Annotated in this window: 18 protein-coding genes; 9 read left to right on the top strand and 9 right to left on the bottom strand. The window is 68.8% G+C overall.

Annotated features, from left to right (window positions below):
* Nucleotides 1-18: 18 nt before the first annotated feature.
* Together mfnA and ppsA are read right to left on the bottom strand one after the other, a co-directional pair.
* The gene (gene mfnA / locus ABJD39_RS01075; protein WP_348610987.1) at nt 19-1,116 is read right to left on the bottom strand and encodes a tyrosine decarboxylase MfnA; all 1,098 of its coding nucleotides are present in this window, start codon (nt 1,114-1,116) and stop codon (nt 19-21) included.
* A 76-nt stretch (nt 1,117-1,192) separates the two neighbouring features.
* Nucleotides 1,193-3,532 carry a phosphoenolpyruvate synthase gene (ppsA, locus tag ABJD39_RS01070; RefSeq protein ID WP_348610985.1) on the bottom strand — a complete coding sequence of 780 codons (2,340 nt, stop codon included), beginning with the start codon at nt 3,530-3,532 and terminating at the stop codon, nt 1,193-1,195.
* A 222-nt stretch (nt 3,533-3,754) separates the two neighbouring features.
* Here ppsA and ABJD39_RS01065 point away from each other — a divergent pair, with 222 nt between their 5' ends.
* Entirely contained in the window at nt 3,755-4,276 is a 522-nt protein-coding gene (locus ABJD39_RS01065; RefSeq protein ID WP_348610982.1) for a hypothetical protein, read from the top strand.
* Between the two features lie 91 nt (nt 4,277-4,367).
* Here the strand turns inward: ABJD39_RS01065 and ABJD39_RS01060 are convergent, their stop codons facing one another.
* Nucleotides 4,368-5,378 (bottom strand): PhzF family phenazine biosynthesis protein, encoded by a 1,011-nt coding sequence (locus ABJD39_RS01060; protein WP_348610979.1) that lies wholly within the window; start codon nt 5,376-5,378, stop codon nt 4,368-4,370.
* A gap of 96 nt (nt 5,379-5,474) precedes the next feature.
* Nucleotides 5,475-5,984 (bottom strand): nucleoside deaminase, encoded by a 510-nt coding sequence (locus ABJD39_RS01055; RefSeq protein ID WP_348610976.1) that lies wholly within the window; start codon nt 5,982-5,984, stop codon nt 5,475-5,477.
* Nucleotides 5,985-6,121: 137 nt separating this feature from the next.
* Here ABJD39_RS01055 and ABJD39_RS01050 point away from each other — a divergent pair, with 137 nt between their 5' ends.
* The 3 genes from ABJD39_RS01050 to ABJD39_RS01040 all read left to right on the top strand — a co-directional run bounded on the left by ABJD39_RS01050 (nt 6,122) and on the right by ABJD39_RS01040 (nt 7,549).
* On the top strand, nt 6,122-6,517 hold the full coding sequence (locus ABJD39_RS01050) for a DUF7534 family protein (RefSeq protein ID WP_348610974.1): 396 nt from the start codon (nt 6,122-6,124) through the stop codon (nt 6,515-6,517).
* Nucleotides 6,518-6,581: 64 nt separating this feature from the next.
* Nucleotides 6,582-7,079, top strand: coding sequence for an NYN domain-containing protein (locus ABJD39_RS01045; RefSeq protein WP_348610972.1), 498 nt, complete (start codon nt 6,582-6,584; stop codon nt 7,077-7,079).
* On the top strand, nt 7,076-7,549 hold the full coding sequence (locus ABJD39_RS01040; protein ID WP_348610969.1) for a PUA domain-containing protein: 474 nt from the start codon (nt 7,076-7,078) through the stop codon (nt 7,547-7,549). The genes ABJD39_RS01045 and ABJD39_RS01040 overlap by 4 nt, the downstream gene beginning before the upstream one ends.
* A gap of 80 nt (nt 7,550-7,629) precedes the next feature.
* Here ABJD39_RS01040 and ABJD39_RS01035 read toward each other — a convergent pair whose 3' ends face one another.
* The 3 genes from ABJD39_RS01035 to ABJD39_RS01025 form a co-directional block, all read right to left on the bottom strand.
* Nucleotides 7,630-8,505 carry a presenilin family intramembrane aspartyl protease gene (locus ABJD39_RS01035; protein ID WP_348610966.1) on the bottom strand — a complete coding sequence of 292 codons (876 nt, stop codon included), beginning with the start codon at nt 8,503-8,505 and terminating at the stop codon, nt 7,630-7,632.
* A complete protein-coding gene (locus ABJD39_RS01030) occupies nt 8,502-9,425 on the bottom strand; it encodes a presenilin family intramembrane aspartyl protease PSH (protein WP_348610963.1) in 924 nt (307 codons plus the stop codon). The genes ABJD39_RS01035 and ABJD39_RS01030 overlap by 4 nt, the downstream gene beginning before the upstream one ends.
* Before the next feature lie 95 nt (nt 9,426-9,520).
* Nucleotides 9,521-11,149, bottom strand: coding sequence for an alkaline phosphatase family protein (locus ABJD39_RS01025; protein WP_348610960.1), 1,629 nt, complete (start codon nt 11,147-11,149; stop codon nt 9,521-9,523).
* Nucleotides 11,150-11,457: 308 nt separating this feature from the next.
* Between ABJD39_RS01025 and ABJD39_RS01020 the strand changes: the two genes are divergently transcribed.
* The 4 genes from ABJD39_RS01020 to ABJD39_RS01005 all read left to right on the top strand — a co-directional run bounded on the left by ABJD39_RS01020 (nt 11,458) and on the right by ABJD39_RS01005 (nt 17,075).
* Nucleotides 11,458-11,778 (top strand): DUF7518 family protein, encoded by a 321-nt coding sequence (locus ABJD39_RS01020; protein ID WP_348610957.1) that lies wholly within the window; start codon nt 11,458-11,460, stop codon nt 11,776-11,778.
* An 81-nt stretch (nt 11,779-11,859) separates the two neighbouring features.
* Entirely contained in the window at nt 11,860-15,447 is a 3,588-nt protein-coding gene (gene smc / locus ABJD39_RS01015; RefSeq protein WP_348610954.1) for a chromosome segregation protein SMC, read from the top strand.
* Nucleotides 15,440-16,300, top strand: coding sequence for a ScpA family protein (locus ABJD39_RS01010; protein WP_348610951.1), 861 nt, complete (start codon nt 15,440-15,442; stop codon nt 16,298-16,300). The genes smc and ABJD39_RS01010 overlap by 8 nt, the downstream gene beginning before the upstream one ends.
* A 430-nt stretch (nt 16,301-16,730) precedes the next feature.
* Entirely contained in the window at nt 16,731-17,075 is a 345-nt protein-coding gene (locus tag ABJD39_RS01005; RefSeq protein WP_348610948.1) for a HalOD1 output domain-containing protein, read from the top strand.
* A gap of 97 nt (nt 17,076-17,172) precedes the next feature.
* Here the strand turns inward: ABJD39_RS01005 and mtnP are convergent, their stop codons facing one another.
* Complete coding sequence (gene mtnP / locus ABJD39_RS01000) at nt 17,173-18,051, bottom strand: S-methyl-5'-thioadenosine phosphorylase (RefSeq protein ID WP_348610945.1); 879 nt, start codon at nt 18,049-18,051, stop codon at nt 17,173-17,175.
* Nucleotides 18,052-18,175: 124 nt separating this feature from the next.
* Here mtnP and ABJD39_RS00995 point away from each other — a divergent pair, with 124 nt between their 5' ends.
* A complete protein-coding gene (locus ABJD39_RS00995) occupies nt 18,176-19,483 on the top strand; it encodes a 5'-deoxyadenosine deaminase (RefSeq protein ID WP_348610942.1) in 1,308 nt (435 codons plus the stop codon).
* Nucleotides 19,484-19,488: 5 nt separating this feature from the next.
* Here ABJD39_RS00995 and ABJD39_RS00990 read toward each other — a convergent pair whose 3' ends face one another.
* The gene (locus ABJD39_RS00990; RefSeq protein WP_348610939.1) at nt 19,489-20,025 is read right to left on the bottom strand and encodes a hypothetical protein; all 537 of its coding nucleotides are present in this window, start codon (nt 20,023-20,025) and stop codon (nt 19,489-19,491) included.
* Between the last annotated feature and the right edge of the window lie 80 nt (nt 20,026-20,105).

Below are 20,105 nucleotides of genomic sequence, written 5' to 3'. Positions count from 1 at the left end.
CGCGAGCGTCCGCCGAGATCACCGTAGGTCGTCGAGATCGGCGAGAAACGCCGACAGCGACTCCCGAGAGACGTGTGGCATGACGACGACTCGGGCCTCGCCGGCGCCGGTCCGCGAGAGCCGCCAGCCGCGCTCGCGGACGGCCTCGAACGTCGCCCGAGGGAGGTCGAACGCGACCAGTGGGAGCTCCGGATCGACGACGCCGAGCCCACGGCCGCGCAGTTCGTCCGCGAACCACGCGGCCAGGTCGCTTGCGCGCTCGTACTCGGCGCGATAGCCGTCGGGCCACAGCGCGTCCGTCGCCGCGACCGCGCTGGCGACGCCCGCGCCCGAGCGGGTGCCCGTGAGGCTCGCCTGCGAGGCGGTTTCGAGGTAGGGTGTGTCGACCGTGAGCGCGTCCAACGCCGCGGGGTCGCGCGCGAGCAGTCCGCCCGCGGGCACCGCTGCACGGCCGACCTTGTGGGGGTCGATCGTCACCGTCTCGACGCCGTCGACGGCGAACCCCCAGTCGTGGCCCGAAAAGGGGAGGTGAAAGCCACCCCACGCGGCGTCGACGTGGAGCGGAACTCCGGCGTCGACCGCCAGATCCGCGAGCGCGGGGATCGGGTCGACGCGGCCGTACTCCGTCGAGCCCGCGACGGCGACGATCAGCGCCGCGTCGGCGTCGAGGGCGGCGGTGACGGCGTCCACGTCGGCGCGACCGTCCGCGTCGGTGGGGACGGTTCGAAGCTCCACGTCGAGCACTGACGCCGCCTTGTGGAAGCTGAAGTGGGCGGAGTCGGGCGCGACGACGGCCGGATCGGCGGCGTCGACGCGCTCGCGCGCCGAGCGCACGGCCTGGATGTTCGACTCGGTTCCGCCGCTGGTGAGGTAGCCGTGGGCGGTGACATCGCTGCCGTCGCCGCCGACCGCGTCGGCGAGTCCGGTGACCTCCGCGAGCGCGCCGACCGCCTCGCGCTCCAGTTCGGCGATCGTCTCGTAGGTCGCCGGGTCGCCGGGGTTTGACGCGAGAAAGCGTTCGGCCGCCCGCCGCGCCGCCGGGTGCGGCTCCGTGCACATCGAGGAGAGCACGCGATCGAACGACTGGGGACGGCGCTCGGCGGCGGACGGCTGCATTACCCCACGAACGGTGGGAGCGGGAATTAGGGATTGCGGTTTCGGGTACCCGACGCCCGCGGTGCCCGAGAGGCGGTCAGCGCACGTCGTCGAGGATCAGCTTCTGCTCGGTGCGCTTGACCTCGTGTTGCACGTCGCGGACGGCGTCGATGTTCGCGGAGATGCTCGTGACGCCCTCCTCGACGAGGAAGTCCACCATCTCCGGCTTCGACCCCGCCTGCCCGCAGATGCTGGTGTCCACGTCGAGTTCGCGGCACGCCTCGATCACGTCGCCGATGAGTTTGAGCACCGTCGGGTGGAGCTCGTCGAAGCGGTCGGCCACGTTGCTGTTGTTGCGGTCGACCGCGAGCGTGTACTGCGTGAGGTCGTTCGTCCCGAACGAGGCGAAGTCGATGCCGCACTCGGCCAGTTCCTCGATGGCGAGCGCGCTGGCGGGCGTCTCGATCATCACGCCCCAACGGCGCTTCACGGGGTCGATGCCGACGGCCTCCATGTGGCGCTTCGCCGCCTCCACGTCCGAGGCGTCGTTCACCAGCGGGAGCATCAGCTCGACGTTGTCGTATCCCATCTCGTAGAGGCGCTTGAACGCCGTCAGCTCCTGGCGGAACACGTCCGTCTTGTCCAGCGAGCGACGGATGCCCCGCCACCCCATCATCGGGTTATGCTCGTCGGGCTCGCTCTCGCCGCCCTCCAGCTCGCGGAACTCGTCGGTGGGCGCGTCGAGCGTCCGCGCGCGGACGGGCCGCGGGTAGAACTCCTCGGCGACCTCTCGGATGCCGTCGACGAGTTCCTCGACGTACGCGTCGGCGCCGTTGTCGGCGATGTACTTCTCGGGGGTGACCCCCAGCGACAGCACCATGTGCTCGATGCGCAGCAGGCCGACGCCGTCGGCGCCGGTCGCGGCCGCGCGCTCGGCCGCCTCCGGGATGGAGACGTTCACCTTCACCTCCGTGGCGGTCATCGGCTTGACCGGCGTCTCGGGGCGGACCGCCTCGACCGGCTCGTACTCCTCCTCCTCCTTGGTCGCGCGGCCCTGTCGGATCGTCCCCTTGTCGCCGTCGATGGTGACGACTTGGCCGTCGGAGAGCGCGCTCGTGGCCGAGCCGGTGCCGACGACCGCCGGGACGCCGAGCTCGCGGGAGACGATGGCGGCGTGGCTGGTCATGCCGCCCTCGTCGGTGATGATACCGACCGCGCGCTTCATCGCGGGCACCATGTCCGGCATCGTCATCTCGGTGACGATGATGTCGCCCTCGGCGACCTGGTCGAGGTGATCGAGCTTCGTGACGATCCGGACCTCGCCCGAGACGATGCCGGGGGAGGCACCGAGTCCGCGGAAGAGCACCTCGTCGTCGCCGTCGGTCGTGCCCGCGTTCGCGTGCGAGCTCGACCCGGCGTCGACGCCGCCGTTCGCGACGGCATCACGCTCCTGCCCCGACGGGCTGGACCCACCCGACCCCGAGGCGTCCGCGATCGTCGTGATCGGACGTGACTGGAGCATATACACCTCGCCGTCGTAGACGGCCCACTCGACGTCCTGCGGGTTTCCGTAGTGGTCCTCCACCTGCCGGCCGAGCTCGACGAGCCGCTCGATCTCCTCGTCGGTGAGTACCCGTGCCTCGCGTTTGTCGTCGGGCACGTCGCGCGTGACCGTCTCGCCCGTCTCGGAGTCTTTCTCCATGAGGAGCTTCTTGTCGGCGACGGTGACCTCGTCGACGGCCGCCGTCTCGCGGTCGACGACGTAGTTGTCGGGCGAGACCGAGCCGGAGACGACGGCTTCGCCGAGTCCCCACGCGGCCTCGATGATGATCTCCGGCTCGCCCGTCGAGGGGTGGGAGGTGAACATCACGCCGGACTTCTCGGCGTCGACCATCCGCTGGACGACGACCGCGATGTCGACCTCCGAGTGGGGGAACCCCTGCCGTTGCCGGTAGTAGATGGCGCGCTGGGAGAACAGCGACGCCCAGCATTCCTTCACCCGCTCCAGCAGGGCGTCCTCGCGGACGTTGAGGAACGTCTCCTGTTGGCCCGCGAAGGAGGCGTCCGGGAGGTCCTCCGCGGTCGCCGACGAGCGGACCGCGACGAACGCCTCCTTGCCGTCGTCGCCCATCGTCCGGTAGGTGTCGAGGATCTCTTCGCGCACGGACTCGGGGAGCTCCGTCCCGAGAATGAGGTCCCTGGCGGTCTGCTCGGCCGCCCGCAGCGCCGCGGAGTCCTCGGGGTCGATCTCCATGGCGGCGAACAGCTCCTCGTCGATGCCCGCCTCCTCGATGAACGTTCGGTAGGTGCCCGCGGTCACCACGAACCCCGGCGGGACCGGCAGGCCGGCGCCGGTCAGCTCCCCCAACGAGGCCCCTTTTCCGCCGACGGTGTCCAGGTCGTCGGCGGAGACGTCGTCCAGCCAAAGTACAGCCATTTCGTATCTTGAGGGAGCGAGGACTGGACCAAGAAGGTATCGACCGACGCAACGGATCGAAAGTCTATACTCGGTTCTGAGTACCTCTCGGCGGAGCTCGTGGCGTTTCGAGAACTACAGTCTCTGTCGGTGTCGCCGCCTGTGTGCGCGTGGTCGACCGCACGACTCTCGGGAGTCCACAGGAACCGCGGGGTTTTCGACGGCCCGTTCCCGAGACGGAGTGTGAGCGATACCACCGGAACCGACGCGGCGGACGACGAGCCGCCCGAGGAGCCGTACCTCGCGGCGGCGGCCGCCGACCGCTGGGACGTGCTCCGGTACGAGGAGGACCCCGAGCCGGTCCATCGCGTCGTCCCCGCCGGCGCCGGATCCGACGTGGTGATGACGTACGAACGCAGAGCGCGCTCCCGTCGCCGTCTCGTGCTCGCGCTCGTCCCGATCGCCGCGGTCGGACTGCCCGCCGCGGGCTGGCTGCTCGCGGGCACGCTCGGGCTCGCGGCCGGCGCCGTCCTCGCGGCCGTCACGGCCGCGGTGATCGTTCGCCGCCACGTCGGCGAGGACGACGACGAGCTGACCGACGTACCCGAGGTAGTCGACGCCAGCGCGGACGCGGCGACGGCCCGCGCGTACGGGCTGGAGAACGAGGCGACGATCGGCGACGCCGAGGCGTATCTCATGGAGAACCCCGACGCGACACCCGACCGCTCCCCCGAGGAGGCGTTGGATGCGGTACAGGGACAGTAGTTGCGCCGGATCGTCGTTCGTCGTTCTCCTTTGTCGAAAGTCTCGTTCGACGAACTACCCGCAGGGCAGCGACCGGAATCGGTGCAGAAAGTTAGACTTCGATGATCTCGTCGTCGTCGCTCTCGGGAACGCGGATCTCGCCCTCGAACGCGGTCACCGTGTCGCCGCCGACGACCGGCGCGCCGCCGTCGCCGTCGCCGGGGCGTACCAGAACCCGCCCCGGGCGGTCGACGTAGTGGCCCTGCTCGAACACCAGTTCCTCGGGCGTTCCCGCGTCGCTGCCGGCGCCTCCGTCCCCGGTGCTGCCGCCATCGGAACCGGGAACGCCGCTGGTGTCGCCGCCGCTGAACGCGGCGAAGTGATCGAGGTAGGCGCCGCAGGCGCCGCTTGCGGTTCCGGTCACGGGGTCCTCGTCGATGCCGCTGCCGGGGACGAAACATCGCCCGTGGGCCGTGGAGTCGGGGCCGAGCGCGTCGAAGGTGAACGCGTACACGCCGGCGGCGTCGTGTTCGTCGGCCAGCGCCTCGACGGCGTCGAAGTCGGGGGTCATGTCGCCGAGGTGTTCGAGGAAGTTCACCGGGACGACGAGGAACGGCAACCCCGAGGACGCGTACGCGACGGGGAGTTCCGCGCCCACGTCGCGGAACGCCTCGCTGGAGACGCCGAGCACGTCGCCGAGGCGGCCGTAGTCGACCTCGACCTCGTACACGGTCGGCGGGTTCTGGGTCATCCACACCCGGCCCTCGTCGGTCACCTCGATCTCGATGACGCCGACGTTCGTCTCCAGCGAGTGCGTCCCCGCGTCGATCGCTCCCGTTTCGAACAGGCGGGCGTGGGAGGCGACGGTCGCGTGGCCACACAGATCCACCTCCGTCGTCGGCGAGAAGTAGCGCACCCGGCGGTCGGCCTCCGCCGAGGGACGGACGAACGCCGTCTCGCTGGCGCCCAGTTCGTTCGCGATCGCCCGCATCTGTCCGTCGTCGAGCCCCGCGGCGTCGGGGACGACGCCCGCGACGTTGCCCGCGAGCGGCTCGGTCGTGAACGCGTCGACGAGCGCGGCCTCGCGGCGACCCCCGTCGGACGCGCCGGTGGAATCGGTCATGCACTCGCTTCCGGTCGGCCGCGACAAAACACCTCGTGATTCGGCGGTCGACGGTCCGGCTCGGTCGACCGCGCGGCCCAGAGGACGGCGCGCCGTCTACTCGCCGGTGATACCGCCGTAATCTCGGTGAACGGCGTCGCCCACCTCGGGCAGCACAGCCCCGGCGGCGACAACATCGCTGCCGAGTCGGTCGTACACCTCCGCGGAGGGGAGACACGAGTCCGAGCCGTACAGCTCGGCGCCGCGCTCGGCCGAGGTGGAATGGACGACAGCCCCGAGACCGACGTGGGCGATCCCGCCCGCGCACATCGGGCACGGCTCGGTGCTGGTGTACATGATCAGGTCCGCCCGCTGTGCGGGCGAGAACTCCCGCGCGGCGCGGTGGGCGAGCGTCAGCTCCGGATGTCGGCGCACGTCGTCCTCGGTGTTGACGGCGTTGCGCTCCGTCATCGCGATCTCGTCGTCCGGGGCGCGCACGAGCACGGAGCCGTACGGGTCGTCGCCGCGCTCGGCGGCGCCCCGAGCTAACTCGATCGCCTCGCGGACGTGGTCCTCGTGGCTGAGCCCGGCGAAGCGGTCCGGCAGATCTTCGAGTGAGGATGCCATACCGCGAGATGGTCGCCGAAGCTGGTGTAGCTGTCGGCGTCGTGCGATCGGCGGAAACCCTTTGCTCCGCGGTGGCGTTCCGTCGACTCGTGTCCCGCTACGCTGCCCTCATGGGTCCGATTCCACTCGCTGTCCCCGTGTCTTGGCCGCTCGGCGTGGTCGGGCTGACGTTCGCCGGCTGCGCCGTCCTCGCGTTCGCCTACGCTATCGCTCGGGACGCCGACGCCCGCGGTTCCGGCGTCCCGACCGTCTGGGGCGCCGGTAGCGTCGCCCTCTGGCCCGCGGGGGTGTACTACCTCCTCGTGTATGCCCGCCGCCGCGAGCGATCGCGATCGACCGGGAGGGGAGAGCGCGCGGCGGCGACCGTCGCGGCGGCGGGGACCGTCGCGTTCGTCTTCACTGCCGTCTTCGCACCGCCGGATCCGTCCTCACAACTCGTATGGCTCGGCGTGGCCGGGCCGCTGTCGCTCGTGCCGGGGTACGCGCTCGTGTACCGGCGGGGGTATCGGCGACTCCGGTTCGGCTCGGGCTGACCGGGCCACCCACAACGGCGGTGCGCCCCGACACGACTAAACGCCCGGTCCGACACCCACAGATATGACCGAGATACACGAGGGACAGCGGGTGGCCGTGTTGGCCGACTCGCAGAACCTGTATCACTCCGCCCAGAGCGTTTACTCCCGGAACGTCGACTACTCGAAGATGTTGGAGAAAGCCGTGATGGGGCGGCAGCTGACCCGAGCGATCGCGTACGTCATCCGCGCGGACTCGCCCGACGAGGGGTCGTTCTTCGAGGCGCTGCGCGACATCGGGTTCGAGACGAAGATCAAGGACATCAAAACGTTCGGCGACGGGTCGAAGAAGGCCGACTGGGACGTGGGGATCAGCCTCGACGCCGTGACGCTCGCCGATCACGTGGACACGGTCGTGTTGTGCACCGGCGACGCCGACTTCTCGCGCCTGTGCTCGCATCTCCGCCACGAGGGCGTCCGCGTCGAGGTCGTCGCCTTCGAGGAGTCCGCGGCGGCGGACCTGAAAGACGCGGCCGACTCGTTCGTCGATATGAGCGAACGGGAGGACACGTTCCTCCTATGAGCGGCGACGCGACCCTCGAGGACCTCCGGACGGTCGCGGACTACCAGTTCGGCGCGGGCGCGGGCGAGGCGCTGTTCCCGGCCGACGAGGACGTGACGGTCCGGCGCTCGACGAGCGGCCGGCCGCGACAGGTCACCTGCGACGCCGGGCGGATCGTCTCGTACCTGACGGACGGTCGATTCACCCTGGGCGTCGAGGGCGGCCGACGGCTCCGATCGGCGCTACCGCACCCCGAGTACAGCGTCGTCGTCGGCGACGAGTCGGCGCCGTTCGTCCGGGACGGGAAGAACGTGTTCGCGAAGTTCGTCGGCGGCGTGGGCGAGTCCGTGCGCCCGCGCGACGAGGTCGTCGTCGTTCACGAGGACGACACCGTGCTCGGCGTCGGCCGGGCGGAACTGGCCGCGGCGGAGATGCGCGACTTCTCGTCGGGCATGGCGGTGAAGGTGCGATCGGGCGCCGGCCCGGAGTGACCGGCGCCCGCGGACGAGTTCTCGCGTTCCCCCTCTGAAACGACGTAGCGACCCATCAGCATCGACAGCATTCGCCCCCATCACGCCAGCAGCAGCGCCAGCCAGCCGACGAGCGCGCCGCCGTTGACGAACGGCAGGCCGGCGTGGACGCCGCGGACGCGATGGACGAGCACCTGGAGCGCGGCGAGGCCGACGAGGGACCCGAGAAGCGGCGCGGCCGCGGCGAGCGTCCCCGGCGCTCCGACCCCGACACTCGCGGTCAGCATCGCGGGAAACAGCGCGTCGCCGGCGCCCAGAAGCGTCGCCGCGGGCGTCCCGCCGCCGGAGACGGTCGCGCTCGCGTCGTCGTAGCCGTCGTCGGTGGGAACGACGAACATCGACGGAACCCGGAGAGCGGCGCTCGCGTCGGCCATATCGAGCATGTGACCCGAGCCGTACACCGCGTAGGCGTCGTAGCCGGCCGCGAGCACCAGCGCGCCGGCGGCGTACGCGGGGGCGAGGCTCGCGCCGAACAGTGCGGCGCCGCCGGCGACGCCGACGACGGCGACCGCGTTGCGGACGGCGGGGCGGGGGACGCGCCACGCGAGGACGGTTCCCGCGGCCGCGGCGACGGCGCCCGCGACGGGCTCCAGGAACGCCGAGAGGGCGAACCACTGGGCTGCGCCGAGGGATACGAGCATCACCCCGCGCACGAGACGGCGGCTGGCGCCGTACCGGACCACCGCCAGCGAGAGGACGGTGCCGACCGCGAGACCAAGGACCAGCGGGACGAGCGCGTCGCCGCCGCTCCCGTAGCTGACGCCGGAGCCGGCGAGCCGCGGCGCCGCCGCGAGCGCGAGCAGTTGGACCGCGAGAAACAGGACGCCGATCCCGGCGGCGCCGCGGACGCGAGGATCCCGAAGCCCACGGGACAGTTTCCCGGCGACGGGACGGCCGGCCACGGGACGATCAGTCACAGGTACTGCGCCAGCCCGAGCGCCTGCACGAGCGGGACGCCCGCGAGAACCGAGCCGAGCAGGTAGCCGCCGATGGCGCCGCCGTTCAACAGCGGGAGGCCGGCGTGCGGGCGACCCTTCAGTACCATCCGCATGAGGATTCCGAGGCCGACGAACGTCCCGACGATGGCCAACAGCGTCGGCAGCCCCATCGCGGGGACGACCGGAAGCCCGAACGCCGGCGCGGGGGACCAGAACGCCGCCGAGGCGGCCATCACCGCGGGCATCACCGCGTCGCCGAGGCCGATGAAGAAGACGTCGCGCTCGTCCTCGTCGGTCCCCTCGGTGGCGCCCTCGGTCGACCCCTCGTCGAGCAGCGAGTACGACCACTCCAGCGGGATGACGAGTACGACGGGGATATTGAGATCGAGGACGCCCTCCGCGAGATCGAGCATGTGCTCGGTGCCGTACACCGAGATAGCGTCGTACACCGCGAGCACCGTCAGGAGGACGATCGCCGGCAGGAGCCCGAAGGAGATGCCGAACAGCCCCGCGGCGCCGGCGCCCATCAGCGCGCCGGCGGCGTCGATGACGTACCACTCTGGGTACGCGAGCAGGGCGACGGCGACGAGTCCGGCGGCGACGACGGCGGCGATCCCGGGGAGGAACACCGAGAACACGTACCACGAGAGCATCCCCGAGGAGGCCACGATGACGAGCCGGACCGCCCAGTCGAAGTCGTACTTGAACGCCGCGAGCATCAGCGCCGTGACGACGAGGATGGCGCCGAGATACAGCGCGGAGTTGGTCGGGTTCTGCGGGTCCTCGACCGTCTGGTAGCCGGCCGCCTCGAAGGTGGGCGCCAGCGAGACTGCGCCGATGTGGACGATGAGGAACAACAGCCCCGCGAGGAGGACGCCGCGGACTGCGCGAGTGTTCATCGCCCGCCGGTAGGGGTGGCCCGCGTTTGGTGGTTGTGGTTGCTACCGCGTGTGACTCGTACCACTCCGAGCGTCGATACCGCTCCGAACGTCACTCAGTCGTCGATGTACCCCAGCCCGCGGAGGCGTTCCTCGACGGCATCGGAGGTGTCGTCGTCCGCTTCCGCTCCGTTCGTCTCGGCGCGTTCACTCGGCGGCGCCCGGCGCTCCCGATCGGTCCCCTCGCACGTACGAGCGGTCGGTTCGGTGACGGCCGGCTCGCTCCCGTCGGCGAACACCGAGTCGAGCACCTCGCCGTCGACGGTCGTCGGAACGGGTTCGCCGAGCGCGTGCAGGAGCGTCGGGAGCACGTCGAAGACCGTGGCCCCGTCGATCTGACGGCCCGCTGCGATGTCCGGACCGGACGCGAGGAAGATCCCCTCCGGACGGTGTCCGGCGGCGGTGGACTGTGCGTCGACCACCACCTCGTCGGCGAGCGGCGTCTGCACGAGGTATCCCGGGTCGGCTTCCACGATGAGATCGGGCGAGGTGTCGTCGGTCGGGAACAGCTCGTCGCCGTCGAACACCTCGAGGACACGCTCGCCGGTCTCCGGGTCCGTCACCGACTCGAGACACGCTCGTACCCGCGATTTGTATTCCGGTACCTCGTCGGGTTCGACGGTGCCGGACTCGAACCGGTCGGTTCGGTTGAGATACACCGAGCCGGCGCCGCGGACGAACGCCAGGGAATCCTCGTAATCGATGTCGTAGACCGCGTTGGTGCCGGGGACCTGCATCGCGACCATGTCGACGAGCCCCTGTGGAACGGACTCGACGAGGGTGGCGTCGTCGATGCCGACGCGGTCGAGCCACCCCCGAACCGTCGATTTGGTCACGCCCAGTCGACCGAGGACGCCCCGCGTCCCCTCGTCGGTGCGGCGGGCGAGTAGCCCCTCGAGCTCGAGCGCTCGGTTGGCTGAGACGATGCGCTCGGCCGGGCCGAACCCGTGGTCCGAGACGACGAACAGCGTCCCGTCGCGTTCGTCGACGTACGACTGGACGGTCGCGAGCACCTCGTCGAGGCGCTGGTAGTGTTCGAGGAGCACGTCCTCGTCCCACACGAGGTGCTGGAGGCGGTCGGGCGCGGTGAACACGACGAATCCCAACCTGAACTCAGTCTCGGCAAGCAGGTACTCGAGCAAGCGCTCACGACCGTCGACCACGTCGTCGATCTCGGCGGCGAACTCGCGCTTGTCGCCGTCGTACGACTCCCAGTCGAGTCCGATCTGGTAGTCCGGAACGCGCTCGGCGAGCGTCTCCGCCAGCTCGGGCGGGTGCGTGAATCCCTCGCGTTTGTGCGGGGTCATCATCCCGGTGACCATATGACCGTCCAGTGACTGTGCGGGATACGTCATCGGGACGTTCGCGACGGACGCCGGCGTGAGCAGGTCCCACGCGTAGGGGCCGTCGATCTCGTGGCTCATCGTCACCGAGTGCGTGTAATCGGGGCGGAGGGTCCGGAACCAGTACGATCCGTGCCCGTCAGGTCGTCGACCGGTCGCGATCGACGGCCACGCCAGCGGGGTCGACGCCGGGGTAGTACTTTTCAACGGCCCCACCGTTCCCGATTCGAACAGCCGAGCGAACGCCGGGAGCTCGCCCTCTCCGACCCAGCGCTCGATCAGGTTCCAGGGGACGCCGTCGAGCCCGAGAACGAACGCGGACGTGTCCTCGCCGTCACTCATCGGTCATCGACCTCCACTGGTACCGCGGTTCACCGGGCTAGGTTCATACATTCGTACGCGGGATCCCGTGTAGGCCACTATGTTACGAGGCTGGTACTCTCTGTTAGAAGACCGATACTGGCAGTACGAGGGACCTACCGCTTGACGCCGCGCAACAATTCAATATATCGTAATAGAGTGTATAGTGATCGTATAGAGATCCTCCCGGACGAACCCTGAAACCCCCGGTATATCCGGTATCGGGGCGTGTATCGGGGGTACCCGTCCGTCTGACGCGGATTTATACGGATGGGCGGCGGTTCCCGTGTATGGGAAATCGGGTCGAGGATCTCGAGGCACAGGTCGCCGAGCTGCAGGCGGCCGTGGACGGACTGACAGAGGAACTAGTGGAAGCGAAAGAGCGTCTCTCGCAGTTGGAGCAGGCGACGAAGGTCGAAGCGGAGTCGACGCCCGATCGTAATCCGAACGCCGAGTTCGTCCCGAACGAGTCGGCGACGAACGGCGCCGACGACGACCGCACGATGGCCGACGAGGAGGGCTCGGCTCAGAAGGCGGCCCGCGGCGCCGACGAGGAGACGGCCGAGGAGTCCGACTCCTCCGACGACTCCGACGACATTATCGTCGCGTAACGGCCACCGACGCGTACTCGAGCCCGCAGTGCCGTCGGTCACGGCGGCACGACGGGTATCACACCACGTTCCACCTCACGCATGCACATCAAGGAACTCGTACTGGACAACTTCAAGAGCTTCGGGCGACCGACGCGGATCCCCTTCTACGAGGACTTCACGGTCATCACCGGGCCCAACGGGTCCGGGAAATCGAACATCATCGACGGGGTGTTGTTCGCGCTGGGGCTCGCGCGAACGCGCGGTATCCGCGCGGAGAAACTCACCGACCTCATCTACAACCCCGGCTTCGACGACGGCGAGGGACCCTCCGGCGACCGGGAGGCGAGCGTCGAGGTCGTCCTCGACAACTCGGACGGGAAGCTGGACCGCTCGCAGGTCGTCAGCGCCGCCGGCAGCGAAGACGTCGGCGACGCCGACGAGATCACGATCAAGCGCCGGGTGAAGGAGACCGACGACAACTACTACTCGTACTACTACCTCAACGGCCGCTCGGTCAACCTCTCGGACATCCAGGACCTGCTCGCGCAGGCCGGCGTCACCCCGGAAGGCTACAACGTCGTCATGCAGGGCGACGTGACCGATATCATCAACATGACCCCCCACGAGCGACGGGGGATCATCGACGAGATCGCGGGCGTCGCCGAGTTCGACGCCAAGAAGGAGGACGCCTTCGGCGAACTGGAGACGGTCGAGGAGCGAATCGACGAAGCTGACCTCCGTATCGGGGAGAAGGAGGACCGGCTCGACCAGCTGGCCGACGAGCGCGAGACGGCCCTCGAGTATCAGGACCTTCGCGACGAGAAAGAGGAGTACGAGGGCTACCTCAAGGCCGCCGAGTTGGAGGATAAACGGGAGGACCTCGCGAGCACTCGCGCCTCCATGGAGTCCCGCGAGGACGAACTCGAAGGCCTGCGCGGGGAGCTCGACGAGCGACAGGCTCGCGTCGACGACCTCGAGGAGGACCTCGACGAGATCAACCGCGAGATCGAGCGCAAGGGTGAGGACGAACAGATCGCCATCAAAGCCGAGATCGAGGAGGTCAAAGGCGACGTCTCCCGACTCGAGGGGAAGATCGAGAACCAGCGCGAGCGCGTCGAGGAGGCCGAGACCGAACGTCGTGACGCGTTCGTCGCCATCGACAAGAAGAGCGAGGAGATCGACGAGCTCGACTCGGAGATCCGCGAGACGAAAGTCGAGACGGCGAACCTGAAGTCGACGCTCACGTCCAAGCAGACCGAGTTGGCCGAGGTCCAGGCCGAGATCGACAGCGTCGACACCGAGTTCGACGAGCTGAAAGCCGATCTCGCGGACAGGAAAGAGTCGCTGGAGGAGTTGCGCGCCGAGAAGAACGAACTCCAGCGCGAGAAGGACCGCCTGCTCGACGACGCGCGCCGGCGGTCGAACGAGATCGGCGACGTCGAGGACGAGATCCAGGAGACGCGCGAGGCGATCCCGCGGTTGAACGAGCGGGTCTCGAACCTCCACTCGGAGCTCGACAAGGCCGAGAAGAACAAGGCCAACATCGACGGCGTTATCGAGGACCTCCGCGCCGAGAAGGCCGAGTACCAGGAGGAACTCGACGGGGTCGAGGAGGACATCCGTGAGAAGCAACAGGAGTACTCCCAGCTGGAGGCCCGCGCCGGCGACTCCGGCGACACCTCGTGGCCGCGGGCGGTCACGACCGTCACGAACGCGCAGTTCGGCGGCGTCCACGGCCCCGTGGGCGAACTCGCGTCGGTGCCCGGCGAGTACGCGAAGGCGTGTGAGACCGCCGCTGGCGGCCGGCTCGCGAACGTCGTCGTCGACGACGACGGCGTCGGCTCCGACTGTATCGACTACCTGAAACAGCGCAACGCGGGGCGCGCGACGTTCCTCCCGATCACGGAGATGGACAACCGCGGGCTCCCGTCGCTGCCGAACGACCCCGGCGTCGTCGACTTCGCGCGTAACCTCGTCGACTACGACTCCGAGTACGAGGGGATCTTCTCGTACGTGCTCGGGTCGACGCTGGTCGTCGAGGACATGGACACCGCCCGGCACCTGATGGGCAACTACCGGATGGTGACGCTGGACGGGGACCTCGTGGAGAAGTCCGGCGCGATGACCGGCGGCTCCGGCGGCGGCTCCCGGTACTCCTTCTCGAAGTCCGGGAAGGGGAAGCTGGAGCGCGTCGCCGAGGAGATCCACGAGCTGGAGGACGAGCGCCAGCGGATCAAAGCCGAGATCGCCGACATCGACGGCGACCTCGACGACGCCCGCTCGCGTGCCTCCGACGCCGCCGAGAAGGTGCGCGACATCGAGTCCGACATCGAGCGAGCCGAGGAGAAACTCGAGGAGAAGGAGGGCCGGATCGGGGAACTGGAGGAGCGCCTCGAGGAACTGCGCGAGGAGCGCGAGTCCGTCGACGAGGAGATGACCGGCCTCGACGAGGATATCGACGCGGCCGACGAGGAGATCGGGACCGTCGAGGCCGACATCGAGGAACTGGAAGCGGAGCTGGCCGACTCGAAGATCCCGGAGCTGTCCGCGCGAGCCGACGAGATCCGGGCGGAGATCGACGACCTCGAGGAGCGGATGGACGACCTCGACGGCGAGTTGAACCAGCTGCAACTGGAAAAGCAGTACGCGGAGGACGCCGTCGACGACCTCCACGACACCGTCGAGGAGGCGCAGTCGAAGAAGGCCGACGCCGAAGAACGGATCGACGAGTTCGAGGAGCGAATCGACGAGAAGGAGGCGACGCTCGAGGAGAAGCGCGACGCCATCGCCGAGCTGGAGGACGAGCTCGCGGACCTCAAGGAGGACCGCGAGGCCGTCAAGGAGTCGTTCCGCGAGGCGAAAGCCGCACGCGACGAACAGGAGTCGAAGGTCGAGCGCGTGGTCTCGAAGCTGGAGTCGCTGCGCGAGACGGCAGAGCGCCTGGAGTGGGAGATCGACTCGTTGGAAGAACAAGTCGGCAGCTACGACCCCGAGGAGATCCCCGACCACGACACCGTCGAGTCCGAGATCGATCGACTGTCCGCGGAAATGGAGGAACTCGAGCCGGTCAACATGCTCGCGATCGACGAGTACGACGACGTACAAGCGGATCTGGAGGACCTTCAGGAGCGCCGCGACGTGCTCGTCGAGGAGCGCGAGGCGATCGCGGAGCGCATCGACCAGTTCGAGTCCCAGAAGAAGGCGACGTTCATGGACGCCTTCGAGGCGATCGACGAGCAGTTCACCGAGATCTTCCAGCGGCTGTCGGCCGGGACCGGCGAGTTGGTGCTGGAGGACCCCGAGGACCCCTTCGAGGGCGGGCTGACGATGAAGGCGCAGCCGGCGGACAAGCCGGTCCAGCGGCTCGACGCGATGTCGGGCGGGGAGAAGTCGCTGACGGCGCTGGCGTTCATCTTCGCCATCCAGCGGCACAACCCCGCCCCGTTCTACGCGCTCGACGAGGTCGACGCCTTCCTCGACGCGGTCAACGCCGAGCGCGTCGGCGAGATGGTCCACGACCTCGCGGGGGAGGCACAGTTCGTCGTCGTCAGCCACCGCTCGGCGCTGTTGGAGCGCTCCGAGCGCGCCATCGGCGTGACGATGCAGTCGGACAACGTCTCCGCCGTCACCGGCATCCAGTTGGGTGAGGACGGCGAGCCGATGCCGGAGGCGAGCGCGGATGATTGAGGCGCCCGGCGACGCGGGGATCGTCCCGCCCGACGAGACCGACGACGACGAGGTCGAGCCGGTCGAGGTGCTGGTCAACCTCGCGGAGGAGGGCGAGATCGACCCGTGGGACATCGACGTGGTCGAGGTGACCGACGCGTTCCTCGAACGCCTCGACGAGGCCGACCTCCGGACGGGCGGGCGGGCGCTGTTCTACGCGAGCGTCCTCCTGCGGATGAAGTCCGACGACATGCTCGCCGCGGACGACGAGGACGACCCCGAGGACGACCTCGAGCCGTGGGAACGGGCCTTCGAGGGCGACGCCGCGATGGTCGACGACGCGCCGATCGACGACGGCTTCGACCCGGTGAACGCGCTGGAGGACGAGATGGACCGGCGACTGGAGCGCAAGAGCACCCGCGGGTCGCCCGAGACGCTGGACGAACTCGTCCGGGAGCTCCGGGAGGCCGAGCGGGACACCTGGTGGAAGGAGTCGCGCGAGTACGACACCAGCGAGTCGCCGCGGGGGTTCTCCCGCGGCACGCAGACGCTGGAGTACCGCGGCGCCGACGACCTCCGCCGCGAGGGCGAGCCCGGCGAGGACGACGTGACGGGGACGGCACACGAGGAGGACATCGAAACGGTCATCGAGAACGTTCGCACGCGACTGCGCCCGCAGTACGAGCGCGGGCGCGGCGAGGTGCTGTTCCGGGAGGTCTCGGACGCGGGGAGCACCGCCGTGATGACGTATCTCGCGCTGCTGTTCCTCGCGCACCGCGGGGAGATCACCCTGGAGCAGGACGACCTGTTCGGGGATCTCTGGGTGCGCGACGCGGGCGTCGCCGCCGCGGGCGACGAGGCGATCGCGGACTGAAGCACGACCGCTTTTCGCCTCGGGTTTCCTCGGCCGTCGACGGCGGCCTGCGGGAACCGCTCGGCGAAACCCCGTCGATGTTATCGGATTCCGGAGGAATCCGACTACTAACCGGAACCGCTTCGCGGTTCTGGTGATGCTGCAGGAACGCGAAGCGTACCTGCTGCTAACCGGACGTCTGCGGCGTCTGGTGATGCCAAAAGGCCGGACCCTCCCTCCGGTCGGGTCCGGAGAACCGCTCGCTTCGCTCGCGGATGCAACACTCGCACCAAGAACTACCGGTTGTTCCATGTGTGTTCGGTCGAGACGCGCTGGAAGGATGGTCAATGATTGATACAGACGAACTACTAACCGCTACGTACAGAATGGGGATCTGCTGTCAGTCAGATTTTCACGACAACACTTTACAGAGTGAGACAGTTGACGTGATATGAACAAACACGGAAAGATATCCGTCTATCGTGGATGTACACCGGTCGTTGATGCGGAATACGATTTCGAAAGTGATCGTTCCGCCACAGACGCTATTATCTGGGCTCTGGCGGACGCTGTCGGTGTTGATCCAACTGGTCTCCCACCACTGTTCGATTACGTTGACCCGGACGCCCTCAATGCGCTGTTTGACTCTTCTGTCAGACGCACGGACGGTGATGCTCTCCTCAGTTTTCAGGTAGACACGTGGAACGTGTTCGTCCGCTCCGACGGTCGCATCCGCGTCTGTGACGCGACTCAACCGACCGATCCAGAACCGGTCTTTGAGTCCACCACCGCCTAACACGGGTTCTGTGTGTGGCCAGCGCTACTGATTCATTCGCAGTACCCTCTTATCGGATGGTTCAGTAGCTGGTCGGTGAACCAACTGAGCCGTCGCGTCAGTCGTCGAGGTACTCGTCCACGAAGATCCCGACGCGTTCGCGCGTCTCCTCGGGGACGGCCTCGGCGGGCGTGTTGATCGTCCCTTCGAGCGAGCCGTGGGCCTCGCAGTCCATGTCGTCGGGGAACGTGCGGACGGCCTCCTCGACGGTCTCCTTGATCGCCTCCTCGTTGGCCGCGGCGTTCTCGAGCACCTCTTCGAGGGTGACCTCGGCGTCCTGTTTCCACACGTCGTAGTCGGTGACGCCGGCGACCGTCGCGTAGGCCATCTCGGCCTCGCGGGCGAGTTTGGCCTCCGGGATCGCGGTCATCCCCACGAGGTCCCAGCCCTGACCCTTGTAGAACTCCGACTCGGCCTTCGTGGAGTACTGCGGCCCCTCGATGCAGACGTAGGTCCCCTCGTCGACGACGGCGGAATCGGAGCCGATGTCGTCGAGCGCACGCTCGGCCGCGTCAGCGAGGTGGTCCGCCAGCTTCGGCGAGTAGGGCCGCGTGAACGGCTGGTGGACGACGATCCCGTCGCCGAAGAAGGACAGATCGCGGTGTTTCGTCCGGTCGTAGATCTGGTCGGGGACCACGAGCGTCTGCGGCGACAGTTCCTCCTTCAGGGAGCCGACGGCGTTGCTGGCGATGACGTACTCGACGCCGGCCTGCTTCAGCGCGTGAATGTTCGCCTTGTACGGCAGGTCCGTGGGCGAGCGCTGGTGGTCGGAGCCGTGCCGGGGGAGGAACACGACCTCGCGGCCGGTATCGCCGAACTCGCCGATCTCCAGATCCGCGGAGGGCTCGCCGAAGGGGGTCGTGACGGACTCGGTGCGCGTGTTCCGCAACGGGAGCGCCTCGTAGATGCCGCTGCCGCCGATGAAGCCGATGGTCATGCGTGGCTACGGTTCGGGCGGTTCCCGCTAAAGGGATGTGGATCCGACCGGAGAGGAGCCGATAGTGGGCCTGACCTCGGATCCACACGTCTTTGTACGACGACGCGGGAGAACAGTCGGATCAATGCTACTCGCCGGAACCGTCGTCGTCGACCCCGAGACGGTCATCGCGGACGGCGCGGTCGTCGTCGAGGGGGACGCGATCGTCGCCGTCGGCGACGAGGCAGCCCTCCGCGACCGCTACCCCGACCACGAGCGCCGCGAGTTCGGGATCGTCGCGCCCGGCACCGTCGGCGCGCACGTCCACTCGGTGCAGTCGCTCGGGCGAGGGATCGCCGACGACGCCTCCCTCCTGGACTGGTTGAACGACCACGTGCTCCCGATGGAGGCCGGGCTCGGCGCCGAGGGAATGCGACTCGCGGCGGAGCTGGGCTATTTGGAGTGTATCGAGTCTGGCGTCACCACCGTGATCGACCACCTGTCGGTCCACCACGCCGACCAGGCACTTGAGGCGGCCATCGAGTCGGGTATCCGCGCCCGCGCCGGGAAGGTGCTGATGGACACGAACGCGCCCGATGGGCTCCGTCAGGACACCGAGCGGGCGCTCGCGGAGTCGGAGGGGCTCATCTGGAACTACCACGGCGCCGACGATGGGCGGGTACGCTACGCGGTCACCCCGCGATTCGCCGTCACCTGCACCGACGAGTGTCTGCGCGGCTGCCGCGAACTCGCCGACGCGTACGACGGCGTGCGCATCCACACCCACGCCTCGGAGAACACCGACGAGATCGCCGTCGTCGAGGAGCGCACCGGCAAGCGGAACGTCGAGTACCTCCACCAGGTCGGGCTCACCGGCGAGGACGTGATCCTCGCCCACTGCGTCCACACCGACGAACGCGAGCGCGAGATCATCGCCGAGACCGGCACCCACGTCACCCACTGCCCATCGTCGAACATGAAGCTCGCCTCCGGAATCGCGCCCGTCGAGGACTACCTCGCGCGCGGCGTCAACGTCGCCCTCGGCAACGACGGCCCGCCGTGCAACAACACCCTCGACCCGTTCACGGAGTTGAAGCAGGCGAGCCTGCTCGCGAAGGTCGACGCGCTCGACCCGACCGCCGTCGACGCCGAGACGGTCCTCCGGATGGCGACGCACAACGGCGCGGCCGCAGCCGGGTTCGAGCGGGTGGGCGCGCTCCGCGAGGGATGGAAGGCGGACGTGCTGGGCATCGATACCGACGTGACCCGGGCGACGCCGCTGCACGACCCCGTGAGTCACCTCGTGTTCGCCGCCCACGGCGACGACGTTCGCCTCACGATGGTCGACGGCGAGGTGCTGTACGACGAGTCGCGCGGCGGCCACCGCACCCTCGACGCCGAACGGATCCGTCGCGAGGCGAACGAGTTCGACGTGCCCGGCGTCGAGGGGTGATCGCTTCAGCTCCCCCGTTCGCGTCGGACGCGCTCGTAGACGTATCCGCCGGCCGTCCCGATCGGGAGCGCGATCGGGACGGTGAGAACGAACCCGAAGAACCCGATCGACGCCGCACCTCCGGCCGTGCCGGCGAGGTACTCGGGGAGCGGTTCCCCGGGCACCCCGGGCGGAGCGACGACGAGTAGCACCACGGTGAACCCGAGTACCGCGACGCAGTAGGTGAGTCCGGTCGCCAGGGCGCCCGCAACGGCGCCGAAACGGGGCGTCCGCTCGAACCGCCTCGAGAGAAATCGCCACGTGAGTGCCCCGGCGAGGAACGCGCTCGGGACGACCAAGGGACCCGCGAGCACCGCGATCGACAGGCCGTCGATGAGCGTCCCGGTCAGCGCGGCGGCCGCCAACGCGAACACGAGACACGCGAGGAGGGCGCTCGCCGCACAGGCGTACCCGGCGCCGATACTGTGGTCCCCCACACGAGGGAGCCGACCCGCCCCGAACCGCTCGCACGCGGCGGCGAGACGAGCGATGAGCGTCGCCATACGGGCCGGTCGGCGGGTGCAGGAATAACGGTACCTGAGTCACATCGGCCACACGGCACCTCCCGAGGGGCCTCGAAGGA

It is taken from the genome of Halobaculum rarum, assembly GCF_040025155.1.
Classification (GTDB): domain Archaea; phylum Halobacteriota; class Halobacteria; order Halobacteriales; family Haloferacaceae; genus Halobaculum; species Halobaculum rarum.
This window is presented reverse-complemented; position numbering and strand designations above follow the sequence as displayed.